This is a genomic window from Micromonospora sp. DT233, assembly GCF_049841815.1.
Classification (GTDB): domain Bacteria; phylum Actinomycetota; class Actinomycetes; order Mycobacteriales; family Micromonosporaceae; genus Micromonospora.
In genome coordinates this window covers 121,277-133,126 of the sequence record NZ_JBNCLB010000014.1, presented here as the reverse complement: position 1 = coordinate 133,126, position 11,850 = coordinate 121,277, and the positions used below count along the sequence as shown (strand labels likewise).

Here is an 11,850-nt window from a genome sequence, read left to right as displayed (position 1 = left end):
GGCCGGGCCAGGGGTTGTGGTTCGGGTCGTCGCGGCCGGGCCAGGCGTCCTGCGCCGCGTCGGGCTGGGCCGGCGGGTCGGGCTGGGCCGGCGGGCTGGGCGGGGCCGGCGGGGTGGCCTGGCCGGGGACGGGGACGCGGGCGGCGCCCCGGGCGGCCGGCGCGGGCTGCTGGCCCCAGGCCGCCGGCGACTGCTCCGCCTGGCCGGCCCAGGCCGGCTGGGTCCCGGCGTCGGCCGGTGCCTGCTGCCCGGCGGGAGACCAGCCGGTTCCGGGCTGGTCGGGCTGGCCCCAGGAGGGCTGCTGCGACGCGCCGGCCGGCGGCCCCCACGGGTCGGGCCGGCCCGGCTCCGGCTGCTGGGCCGGGCTCTGGGCTCCCCACGCGGTGGTCGGCGCCTGGTCCTGCTCCGGTGCGGCGCCCCACGCGGCGGTGGCGGGCTGACCGGCCTGCGGCGCGGCTCCCCACGCGGTGGTCGGCGCCGGGCTGTTTCCCGGTGCGGCGCCCCACGCGGCGGTGGGGGGCTGGTCACCCTGGGCGGACCAGGCGGGAGCGGGCGGGTTCGGCCGGGTAGCGGGGGGCGGCGGTGCCCAGCCCAGGTCCGGGTTGGCGACGCCGTACGGCGCGGGTGCGCCGCTGCCCGGCGACACCTCGTCCGGCTCCTGGCCGGGGTGGTGCGGGCCCTCGGACGTCATCGGTGCGCCTCCTCCATCACATGTCGGCCGCCGATGCCGACGGTGCGTCGGCGTGGATGCCGCCGCCGGCGGTACCGGCCGTGGGGACTCCCCGGACCGTGTCCGGTGTGACCGTTCGCGGCATCCCGGGGAGCGCCGGCCGTCACTCCGCGTCGCCGGACGGTGTCGAGCAGCATCTATCGGCACGACGGGTCCGGTCGGGCGGTTGACGACCGAGCCCCACCGTACCGGGCGCTGCCGCGAGGCGGAATCCCGGTGTCAACGAGGTCGAAAATGCCGAAGACCCGTCCGGGGTGCCCGGGCGGGTCGGCGTGTTGGGGTGGTGCGGGCCTTCGTGTCGCGGAGGTGAGGAAGGCGAAGGGCGTCAGCTCATGTGACGCTGGGCGATGGCGATCAGCTCGTCCCGCACGGCGGGCGAGTTGGCGGAACGCAGCGCGTGGTCGATGGCGCGGGCCCGGCGGTTGGCGTCACGGCGGGTGCGGATTCGCTGGATCATGCTCATTTGGGTCTCTCCTCCTGGCTATTCGGTTGTCAGCCCCGGTGTCTGACTCCATTTAAGCGCAGCCAGGGAGAAAATTCCAACGATCCGTAGGTGAGGTGGAACACCGACCTAACGATCGTAGGTCAACTGGGTGTGGGGCAGGTGCTTTCGTCCCTGCAATGGCAACGGCCGGTGTGCCGGGCGTCAGCCCGTGCACACCGGCCGTTGCTGGTGTCGGAAACCGGTCAGGTCCAGGCGAGCAACGCCGCCTCCGGATCGGCGAGGAAGTCTCCGATGTCGCGGAGGAACTTCGACCCGAGCTCCCCGTCGACGATCCGGTGGTCGAACGAGAGGCCCAGCGTGGTCACCTGCCGCGGCTTGACCTTGCCCTTGTGCACCCAGGGCAGCTCGCGTACCGCACCGAAGGCCAGGATCGCCGACTCGCCCGGCGGCAGGATCGGCGTGCCGGTGTCCACCCCGAATACCCCGACGTTCGTGATCGTCAGGGTGCCGCCGGACATGTCGGCCGGCGAGGTGCGACCGGCCTTCGCGGTCTGCACCAGATCGGTCAGCGCATCCGCGAGCTCGCGCAGCGACAGCCGGCCGGCGTCCTTGATGTTCGGCACGATCAGGCCGCGCCCGGTGGCCGCCGCGATGCCCAGGTTGACGTACTCCTTGACGACGATCTCGTCGTCGGCCCACGTCGAGTTGACCATCGGGTGCCGCTCGACGGCCAGGAGCACCGCCTTGGCCACCAGCAGCAGCGGCGAGACCCGCACGTCCCGCCACTCCCGCCGGCCGCGCAGCCGGTCCAGGGCCTTCATCGACCGGGTCACGTCGACGGTCAGGAACTCCGTCACGTGCGGGGCGGTGAACGCCGAGCGGGACATGTTCGCGGCGGTCAGCTTGCGTACCCCCTTGACGGGGATGCGCTGCTCGCGGTCCGTGCCGAAGCTCGCGGCCGTCCTGGCCGGGGCCGGCACCGCCGCAGGCTCCGCCGCCGCCGTCGCAGCCTCGCTCGCCGCCCGCTGCACGTCCTCGCGGGTGACCGAGCCCAGCGGGCCCGACCCGGTCAGCGTGGCGAGGTCGACGCCGAGGTCCTTGGCGAGCTTGCGCACCGGCGGCTTGGCCAGCACCGGCCCGCCGACCCGCCCGCCGACCCGCCCGTCGCCCGGCCCCGAGCCCGGCACGTCGGGCGCGGCCGGGGCCGCCGGGGCGACCCGAGCGGCCTGCGCCGGGACCTGCGCCGGGGCCGGGGCCGCCGGAGCCTGGACCGCCGGGGCCGCCGGGGCCGTGGCCTGCGTCGGGACGCCGGCCTTGCGCGGGCGGCGCTTCGCCGCCGTGGTACGCGGGCCGTAGCCGACCAACACGGCGGTGCGACCACCCGGGGCGGGCCCGCCGATCAGGCCCGGCTCGACCGCGCCCTCGCTCGGGGCCACCTCGACCGCCGCCAGCGACGCCGCCGACGGGGTGGGCAGGTCGGCCGAGGGGGTGCCCGTCGTCGACTCCTCGATCGGGCCCGCGCCCGGGTCGGTGTCGATCGCGATGATCGGCGTGCCGACCTCGATCGTGCTCCCCTCCGGGTGGAAGATCGACCGCACCTGGCCGGCCCACTTCGCCGGGATCTCGACGGCCGCCTTCGCCGTCTCCACCTCGACGATCGGCTGGTTCAGCTCGATCGTGTCGCCCACCTTGACCAGCCAGGCGAGGATCTCGCCCTCGGCCAGGCCCTCGCCCAGGTCGGGCAGGTTGAATTCCTTGATCCGCGACATGCCGCTCACCAGCCGAAGGTGCGGTCGACGGCGTCGAGCACCCGGTCGAGGTCGGGCAGGTACTCCTCCTCCACCCGGGACGCCGGGTAGGGGGTGTCGAAGCCGGTCACCCGCAGCACCGGGGCCTCCAGGGAGTAGAAGCACCGCTCGGTGATCCGGGCGGCGATCTCCGAGCCCAGGCCCAGGTTGCCCGGGGCCTCGTGCACGACCACGCACCGGCCGGTGCGTCGCACCGACTCGTACGCGGCGTCCAGGTCCAGGGGGGAGAGCGTGCGCAGGTCGACGACCTCCAGCTCCCGGCCGTCCTCGGCGGCGGCGATCGCCGCCTCCAGGCAGGTCCGGACCATCGGCCCGTACGCCAGCACGGTCGCGTCGGTGCCGGGCCGCACCACCCGGGCCGAGTGCAGCGGGTACGCCTGCGAGAGCGGGGCGTCCAGCTCGACCGGCCCCTTCTCCCAGTAGCGCCGCTTCGGCTCCAGGAAGACGATCGGGTCGTCCGAGGCGATGGCCTGCTGGATCATCCAGTACGCGTCCTGCGGGCTGGCGCAGCTCACCACCTTCAGGCCGGCGGTGTGCGCGAAGTACGCCTCCGGCGACTCGGAGTGGTGCTCGACCGCGCCGATGCCCCCGCCGAACGGGATCCGGATGACCATCGGGATGCGCAGCTTGCCCCGCGAGCGGTAGTGCATCTTCGCCACCTGCGACACGATCTGGTCGTACGCGGGGTAGACGAAGCCGTCGAACTGGATCTCGCAGACCGGGCGGAAGCCGCGGATGGCCAGGCCGACCGCGGTGCCGATGATGCCGGACTCGGCCAGCGGGGTGTCGATCACCCGCTGGTCGCCGAAGTCCTTCTGCAGCCCGTCGGTGATCCGGAAGACGCCGCCGAGCTTGCCGACGTCCTCGCCCATGATGATGACCTTGGGGTCGTCCTCCAAGGCCCGGCGCAGGCCGGTGTTGAGCGCCTTGCCGAGGGTCAGCGTCTCCGTGGCCATCAGTGGGCGCTCCCCTCGAAGGACTCCATGTAGCGGCTGAACTGCGCCCGCTGCTCGTCGAGCTCCGGGGACCCGTTGGGGTAGACGTGGTCGAACATCGTCACCGGCTCGGGATCGGGCATGGCCAGCACCCGCTCGCGCAGGTGCACCGACTCGGCGCGGGCCTGCTCGTCGACCTCGGCGAAGAAGCCGTCGTCGGCGATCTGCTGCCGGGTCAGGAACGCCCGCATCCGGGCGATCGGGTCCTTGGCCTGCCAGGCCTCGACCTCGCTGGCGATCCGGTACCGGGTCGGGTCGTCCGAGGTGGTGTGCGCCCCCATCCGGTAGGTGTACGCCTCGATCAGGCTGGGGCCCTGGCCGTGCCGCGCGCTGTCCAGCGCGTGCCGGGTCACCGCGTACGAGGCCAGCACGTCGTTGCCGTCGACCCGGACGCCGGGGAAGCCGAAGCCGCCCGCGCGCCGGTAGAGCGGCACGCGGGTCTGCCGCTCCAGCGGCTCGGAGATGGCGTACTGGTTGTTCTGGCAGAAGAACACCAGCGGGACGTTGAAGACGCTGGCCCACACGAACGACTCGTTGACGTCGCCCTGGCTGGTGGCGCCGTCGCCGAAGTAGGCGATCACCGCCTCGCCGTCGTCGCCGCCGGTCTTGCCGTCCATGGCGACGCCCATGGCGTACCCGGTCGCGTGCAGGGTCTGCGCCCCGATCACGATGGTGTACATGTTGAACTTGAACTCGTTCGGGTCCCAGCCGCCCTGGTCGACGCCCCGGAACAGGCCGAGCGGCATGATCGGGTCGATGCCCCGGCAGTAGAGGACGCCGTGCTCCCGGTAGGTCGGGAAGGCCATGTCCTGGCTGCGCAGCGCCCGCCCGGAGCCGACCTGCGCCGCCTCCTGGCCCAGCAGGCTGGCCCAGAGGCCCAGCTCGCCCTGCCGCTGCAACGCGGTCGCCTCTGCGTCGAGCTTGCGGACCAGCACGAGGTCGCGGTAGAACGCGCGGTACTCGTCGTCGGTGAAGTCGACGCGGTACTCCGTGCCGTCCGGGCCGATCGCGCTCTCGACGCGCTCGCCAGCGGGCGTGAGCAGCTGTACGAGTTCCGGGTCGCCGGCGGCCGACTTGGCGGCTCGCTTCGAGCGGGGTGCGGCCCGCCGGCCGCCCGTGGTGACCCCAGGGTCGCCCTTTGCCATCCGTCTCTCCCTGTCGTTCGTGCGGCGGCGCCGGGGTTGTCCCGTCCGCGCGGATCGTGCGCCGGCCCGGCTGGTGCCGAACTGGTCCTGGCGGCCGCGCCTAGCCCCGGTGGAGGTTGCCGCGCGGCGTGAGCCGGATCCGTGGGGACGAATCCGGCCCGGGAGCGCCGGCGCCAGCCGCGCCCGTCGCGGGGTGCGCGGGGGCCGCGGCGTGTTGCCGTCATGGTCCATATTCGCAGAGGAGGTGAGCGGGCCCACAGTACGCCCGCCCAGGTTCAGGGACTGGCCCTGGTCCGCCGGCCGCTCGGACGTCCGCTGTGGGCGATCCTCACCGGTTTGCGGGGGACGGACAAAGTGTGTGTCGACACGCCGTGGTGCCTGGTGGACTGTGGGTCACTGGTCCAAGCTAGTGGCGTCAGGCAATCCTTTCGTGGGGTTATGTCCTTTTGTGCCGATGGCTCTCCTGCCGGGCCGCGACCGACGACAACGAGGAGGAGGGCCCGTGTCCCAGCCAGATGAGGACCCGACCGTTCCGCTCCTCGGCCGGCACCGTGCGGGCGGCGGCTACCGCCCCGTCGTCGGCGCGCACCGCGCCCCCGGTGCCCGGGGCCCCGCCCGGGGCTACCTCTTCACCGTCGCGCTGCTCGCCGGCACCGCCTCGATGCCGATTCTGGCCGGAATCAGCGCCGGGTCCGCCACGGTGGGCGGCACGGCGCTGCCCGACGGCAGCACGCCGTTCATTCCCACCCCGTCCGTCGGCCCGGTGATCGTCCCGGCCCCGGCGGCCGGCCGGCCGGCGGCGCCCCCGTCCGCGCCCCCGGGCCCGACCGTGCTGCCGACGGCCCGGCCGTTGCCCCCCGCCGCGCCGCCGTCGGTCCCCGCACCGCCCGAACCCGCACCGCCCGGCCCGGACGCGGTACGCGACCCGCCGCCCCCGGCACCGACTCCCGCCGGCCCCCGACCGCCCACGTCGAGCCCCGAGCCGACGTCGTTGCCGCATCCGCGCCCGACGCCCCGCCCACGGCCCCGTCCGACGCCGGCACCGACCGGGCCGCGACCGTCGGCACCGCCCTCGGCCGAACCCACGGTGACGCAGTCCGTCCCGCCCGAGGAGCCGACCCCGTCGAACAGCGCCGATCCGACGACGAGCGCCGATCCGACGACGCGTCCTCCGGACGACGGCGGGCCGACGCCGAGCGCCGCGCCGCCCAGGGCCGCGCCGCCGAGGACGGGGCGCTGACCGGGCCGGGCCTGCCCGACGAGCGCTCGGCCCCGGTCACGCCGGCCGGGCCGGGTCTGCGGATCGCCCGGCTGGTCACCGAGCTGACCGCGCCCGCCGTCCTGGTGACCGTGCTGACCGTGGCGATCGGTTGGCACGGTGCCGGGGACGGCGTGCAGGGGCTGGCCTGGGGGCTGCTGGCCACCGTCTTCGTCAGCGGGATCCCGTTCGCGTACATCCTCGGTGGGGTGCGGCGCGGGCGGCTCACCGACCACCACGTCGGGGTGCGCGAGCAACGCCGGCTGCCGCTGCTGTTCGGGCTGGCGTCGGTGGCCGCCGGGTGGGCGCTGCTGGCGGCGTTCGACGCGCCTCGCCCGCTGCTGGCCCTGGTGGCCGCCGGGGCGGTCGGGCTGGTGGTGGCGGCGACGGTGAGCCACTGGTGGAAGATGTCGATCCACACGGCGGTGGCCGCCGGGGCGGTGGTGGTGCTGGTCCTCACCTTCGGTGCCCCGCTGCTGGTCGCCGTGCCGCTGCCCGCGCTGGCGGCCTGGTCCAGGGTGCGCCTGCGGGCCCACACGGTGCCGCAGGTCGTCGTGGGCGGCACCGTGGGCGGGCTGATCGCCGGCGTCGTCTACGCCGCGCTCGCCTGACCGGCCCGCCCCCGCCGATCCATCGGGGCAGGGCGTCGTCGGTCAGGCGCCGTCGTCGGCGAGCCGGTGCCGGTTCGCCTCGATCCAGGCGTCCAGGGCGACCGGGTCGTCCGGGTCCACCCCGTCGGCCATCAGCTGGGCCACCGCCGCCGTGGCCGGGCTGCGCCGCTCCCCGGTCGAGTAGAGCCGGGCGAACTCGGGCACCATCTCCTCGATCGCCGTGTCGGTCTGGGCCGCCGCCGCCTCCGGCAGCGCCTTGCGCCGGGCCGCGTACGCCGCCCAGCCGCGCAGCACCCGGGGGAGCATCGCGGCGTCGTCCATGTCGAGCACGGCCCGCCGGTGCACCCAGTCGAGCAGGAAGAGCTCGGCCACCGTGGGGCTCCACCGCAGCGCGTCGGCGTCGGGGAAGCTCGCGGCGTGGTCGAGCAGCAGGCTGAGGCAGAAGTGCAGCGAGGCCAGCCCGGCGTCGTCGGACGGGTCCAGGTCGAACCGGGCCGCCTCGGGGGAGGCCAGGAACGCCCGGACCAGGGCGGTCCGCTCGTCGCCGGAAAGCGGCGTGGCGTCGCGGGCCGGCCGCGCCGGTGGGGGCAGCAGCGCCAGGCGCGCGCCGGCCAGCGCGCGGTCGGTGGCCAGCGACCCCTCGGCGGGGAGCTCGCCCAGGTCGTCGGTGACCGCCAGGTGCCGGCGGACCTCGCCGTGCATCCGGGCCGGGTCCTCCTCCCGGAACCAGGTCAGCTCGTCACCGGCGACCATCTCCCGGACCTGGTCGACGATCCGCCCGGCGGGGCCGCCCACGAAGACGTCCTTGGCGATGCCGATGTTGTGGTCGATCAGGGCCACCAGCGCGTGCTCGGGGCCGCCGGCCGGGTCGTCGTAGGCGAAGGTGGCCAGGTAGGAGGTCTGATCGCCGTAGACGTCGCCGTAGCACCAGGTGCCGGTGAGGTGGACCCGGCCGAGCTGCTCGGTCCAGGCCGGGGCCTGGGCGCCGGGCAGGACCTTCGCCGCGCCCTCCGCCTCCGGCACCAGCGAGGCGAAGACGCAGCGGATGGTCTTGGCGGCCGCCGTGCGGCGGCGGGCGGTGGCGGCCAGGAAGCCGGCGACGAACTCCCGTACCGCCCCCTCCCGGTCGATCTCCGCGACCGCGTAGACGCTGCCGAGCAGCGCCGCGCCGAGCATCTCGGCATCGAGGGCGGTGTCGAGCCTGGTCACGTCGCGTGCGGCATGCAGCACCGCGTCGTAGGGGGTCTGAGGCGTGGCCATGCGTCGACCCTACGCCCGCGCGGGAGCCTCGGACAGTGAAGAACCGGGGCGGTCAGCGGCGGTCGGCGTCCCGCAACGCCTGCCTCGCCAGGGCGTAGCGGTCGAGCACCGCGCCGACCGGCGTGACCACGTACTCCCGGCCGACCGCGGCCACCTCGGCGGTGAGCCGTCGCTCGGCCCGGCGGCGGGCCCGGCGGGCGGACCACCGCACCACCGGGCGGCTCAGCGCCGTCAGCAGCAGCCCGGCGAGCAGGCCGCCGAGCAGCAGCACGGTGGGCAGCGGGGCCTCGCCGACCCGGGGGTAGCCCAGGGCGGGCAGGCCGAGGGCGCGCAGCGCGTAGCCCAGGGCCAGCCAGCCGAGGCCCGCCACGGCCGCGACCGTGACCAGCCACTGCACCGCGCCGACGAAGCGCCACCACAGCGGCCGACGGTCCAGGCCGAGGTCGGTGCCGGCCACGGCGCGGTCCAGGGCGTCCGGCAGGTCCACCAGGCGGGAACGGGCGGCGGAGGTCACGGCGGAGGCCCAGGGGGCCGGGAGGGTGGCCGCGGCGTCGTCGGCCACCGCCCGCACCGCCAGCCCCAGCGCCGCCCGCTGGGCGGCGGTCGGATCGGGTACGGAGGTGGCGGCGACCAGGCTCTCCGCCGGGTCGTCGGCCGCACCGCCGGTGGCCGGGCCGGGCAGGTGCAGCCGGCGCAGCGGGTCGGGGCGCAGCCGTCGCCAGAAGCGCACCAGCGGCCAGCCGGTGTCGGCCCCGGCCCGGTGCCGGTACGCCCCCTCGACCGCCTCGGCCACCGTCGGCACGCCGGCCGCCCCGGCCAGCGCCCTGGTCAGCGGCTCGACGCCGGCCCGGGCCGGGCCGCCGGTGGGCGGTTCCGTGGCGACCAGCTCGCCCAGCCCGGCGACGACCTCGTCGACGTCGCCGGCGAGGCGGCGCAGCGCGGCCTGCCGACCGGCGACCGTACGCTCCAGCGTGCCCCGCAGCTCGACGGTCCCGGCCGGGTCGACGGCGGTGGTGGCCAGCAGGGGGACGCCGTCCAGCCCGTCGGCGTCGAGCAGCCGGCGCAGGTCCTCCAGCACCCGGGGCAGCTCGGCCGGGGGGAGCTGGTCGGCCTGGTTGAGCACCACCAGCGTCACGTCGCGGTGCCGGCGGAACTCGCGCAGGTAGCTGTTGTGGATCATCCGGTCGGCGTACTTCTGCGGGTCGACGACCCAGACCACGAGGTCGACCAGGCCGAGCAGCCGGTCCACCTCCAGTTGGTGTGCGCGCTGCACCGAGTCGAAGTCGGGCAGGTCGAGCAGCACCAGACCGTGCAGGGCGGCCTCGTCGTCGGCGTCCAGCGCGCTCTCCCGCACGAAGCGGTGCCGGGGCAGCACGCCCACCCAGTCGAGCAGCCGGTTCGCCCCTTCGACCGGGCCCCAGACGCAGGCATGCGCCACCCCGGTGGTGGGGCGGCGCACCCCGACCGGGGAGAGGGTCAGCCGGGAGAGCGCGTTGAACAGGCTCGACTTGCCGCTGCCGGTGGCGCCGGCCAGGGCGACGACGGTGTGGTCACGGGAGAGCGTCAACCGGGTGCCGGCCCGCTCGACCAGCGTGTAGGCGGGCACCAGGGCGGTGGCGGGGAGGTGACCGTCGACCGCGTCGAGGAAGCGGCGGACCGCGTCCAGGCGGGCGACCAGGGCGTCCGCGTCGACGCGCTGACCGCTCCGGAGCGCCTCGCGTACCCGTCCCACGACGTTGCTCACCGGTCCTCGCCCTCGGGTGTGGCCTGCGGCAGGGGCGACGCGTCGGCCGCCCCGAGGTCGCTGCGCTGCCGGGCGTCGGCGACCCGGTCGGCCGCGGCCCGCAGCGCGTCGCCGGCGTCGGCCGCCGGCCGGGCCGCCGCCGTGCGGGAGAGGAACCGCGCGGCCTCGCCGTCGAGCAGCTCCCGGACCCGCGCCAGCAGGTCGGCCCGCGCCTGGTTGGCCAGCGTACGCACGGCCTGGTCGCCGAAGATCGCCTGGAGCACGGTCTGCGCGGCGACGGTGGTGCCGGCCCCGGCGGCCACCTCCAGCCCGGTCGGGATGAAGGCGGTCGAGGCGAAGACGGCGATCATCACGGCCAGCCCGGTGGCGTTGACCGCGTACGCGGCGGTGCGGGCGACGAAGCGCTTGTCGCCGCCCTCGACCCGGACCAGCTCCAGCACCCCGCGCTGCCAGTCGCGGACCAGCCGCTCGGCGCGGTCGGGGAAGCCCGCGCCGGGGTGGGCCAGCTCCGGGTCGAGCAGCGCCGCGCCGGCCGGGTGCGCCTTCCACCCGGTGTGCGCGTTCTCGGCCGCCTCGGCGGCCACCCCGCGCAGCAGCGTGACGAGCTGGGACTCGATGGCGTTGCGCAGCTCCGTGGCGGGCGCGGGCCGGCCGGTCACCGCCGCCACCACCCGGTCGCGCAGCCGGCCGATGCGCGCCTCCAGGGTGCGGAAGAACTCGCCGGTGCCGACGAACTCCTGCCAGCGGGCGAGCACCTCGCCGCGGAGCAGCCGGCCGTCCTTGAGCCCCTGCTCGACGACCCGTTCGGCCCCCCGGTAGGCGGCCAGGACCCGTTCGTCGAGGGCGTCGGCGGTGGCGGCCTGCTCGTCGGCGGCGTCGGCGAGCCCCGCCACCGCGGCGTGCAGGGCGGTGAGCGCGCCGTCCAGGGTCTGCCGGACGACGGCGGCCCGCGCCCCGGCGTCGGCGGCGAGCCGGCCGAACCAGTCGCTCAGCGGGGCGGTGACCTGCTCCGGCAGCAGCCCCTGGCCGTCGACCTGGGTCTCGGGGAGGACGAACAGCGGCGCCGCGCCGAGGCCCTGGGCGGCGAGCATCTCGGCCAGGTGGGCGGCGACCTCGTCGGCGGCGTCGGCCGGCACCCGGTCGAGGACCATGGCGATCACCACGCCCCGGGACCGGGCGGTGTGCAGCAGTTCCCAGGGGACGGCGTCGGCGTACCGGGCGGCGGTGGTGACGAAGAGCCAGAGGTCGGCGGCGGCGAGGAGCTGGCCGGCCAGCGCCCGGTTGGCGTCGACCACCGAGTCGATGTCGGGGGCGTCGAGGAAGGCCAGGCCGGCGGGGAGTGCGGGGGCGTTGACCAGTTGCAGGGTGCCCGGGTCCTCGCTCGGCTCGCTGGTGCGGGTGAGGCCGGGCAGCAGCTCGCCCTGGCGGAACCAGCCGGAGTCGGTCGGGTTGCAGACCAGCACCGGCGAGCGGGTGGTCGGCCGGAGCACCCCGGCGGCGCTGACCCGGGCCTGCACCAGGCTGTTGACCAGGGTCGACTTGCCGGCCCCGGTGGAGCCGCCGACGACCACGAGCAGGGGCGCGTCGAGCCGGGCCAGCCGGGGCAGCAGGTAGTCGTCGAGCTGGGCGCCGACGGCCGCGCCGACCTGGCGGGCGTCCTGCGCCGAGGGCAGGGCGAGCGGGAACCGGGCCGCCCCGATCGCGGCCCGCAGGTCGGTGAGCGCGGCGGGCAGGCCGTCGGCGGCGGGGCCGGGCGGCTGCTCCCCGGCGGCGGCCCCGCCGGTGCGGGCGGCGACGGCGGGCGAACCGGGTCGGGTGGCGGGATCGCCATGCGTCGTCACCGCTAAAGCGTGC

9 protein-coding genes and 1 pseudogene are annotated in these 11,850 nt (G+C 76.0%); 2 read left to right on the top strand and 8 right to left on the bottom strand.

All coding sequences use genetic code 11. The annotated features are described in order from the left end of the window. The 5 genes and pseudogenes from ACLQ2V_RS23765 to pdhA form a co-directional block, all read right to left on the bottom strand. A pseudogene (locus tag ACLQ2V_RS23765) lies at nt 1-691 on the bottom strand (hypothetical protein); the annotation flags it as partial. Between the two features lie 364 nt (nt 692-1,055). Further along, entirely contained in the window at nt 1,056-1,193 is a 138-nt protein-coding gene (locus tag ACLQ2V_RS23760; protein ID WP_425720769.1) for a hypothetical protein, read from the bottom strand. 224 nt (nt 1,194-1,417) lie between these two features. Further along, complete coding sequence (locus ACLQ2V_RS23755) at nt 1,418-2,944, bottom strand: dihydrolipoamide acetyltransferase family protein (RefSeq protein WP_425720810.1); 1,527 nt, start codon at nt 2,942-2,944, stop codon at nt 1,418-1,420. A 5-nt stretch (nt 2,945-2,949) separates the two neighbouring features. After that, nucleotides 2,950-3,939, bottom strand: coding sequence for an alpha-ketoacid dehydrogenase subunit beta (locus ACLQ2V_RS23750; protein ID WP_425720768.1), 990 nt, complete (start codon nt 3,937-3,939; stop codon nt 2,950-2,952). After that, a complete protein-coding gene (gene pdhA, locus ACLQ2V_RS23745) occupies nt 3,939-5,123 on the bottom strand; it encodes a pyruvate dehydrogenase (acetyl-transferring) E1 component subunit alpha (protein WP_425720767.1) in 1,185 nt (394 codons plus the stop codon). The genes ACLQ2V_RS23750 and pdhA overlap by 1 nt, the downstream gene beginning before the upstream one ends. Nucleotides 5,124-5,625: 502 nt before the next feature. On the opposite strand from pdhA, the gene ACLQ2V_RS23740 reads away from it, so the two are divergent. Beyond that, complete coding sequence (locus ACLQ2V_RS23740) at nt 5,626-6,363, top strand: hypothetical protein (RefSeq protein WP_425720766.1); 738 nt, start codon at nt 5,626-5,628, stop codon at nt 6,361-6,363. A 104-nt stretch (nt 6,364-6,467) separates the two neighbouring features. Then, nucleotides 6,468-6,992 (top strand): phosphoesterase PA-phosphatase, encoded by a 525-nt coding sequence (locus ACLQ2V_RS23735; RefSeq protein WP_425720765.1) that lies wholly within the window; start codon nt 6,468-6,470, stop codon nt 6,990-6,992. 42 nt (nt 6,993-7,034) lie between these two features. On the opposite strand, the gene ACLQ2V_RS23730 is transcribed toward ACLQ2V_RS23735, so the two are convergent. From ACLQ2V_RS23730 to ACLQ2V_RS23720, 3 genes are read right to left on the bottom strand one after another with little or no spacing between them, the layout of a single operon-like run. Then, nucleotides 7,035-8,252: a hypothetical protein gene (locus tag ACLQ2V_RS23730; protein WP_425720764.1), complete on the bottom strand. Its 1,218-nt coding sequence runs from the start codon at nt 8,250-8,252 to the stop codon at nt 7,035-7,037. A gap of 52 nt (nt 8,253-8,304) precedes the next feature. Further along, nucleotides 8,305-9,996, bottom strand: coding sequence for a GTPase (locus ACLQ2V_RS23725; protein ID WP_425720763.1), 1,692 nt, complete (start codon nt 9,994-9,996; stop codon nt 8,305-8,307). Continuing rightward, nucleotides 9,993-11,837, bottom strand: coding sequence for an ABC transporter (locus ACLQ2V_RS23720; protein WP_425720762.1), 1,845 nt, complete (start codon nt 11,835-11,837; stop codon nt 9,993-9,995). Before ACLQ2V_RS23720 ends, ACLQ2V_RS23725 begins: the two co-directional genes overlap by 4 nt. Nucleotides 11,838-11,850: the final 13 nt, after the last annotated feature.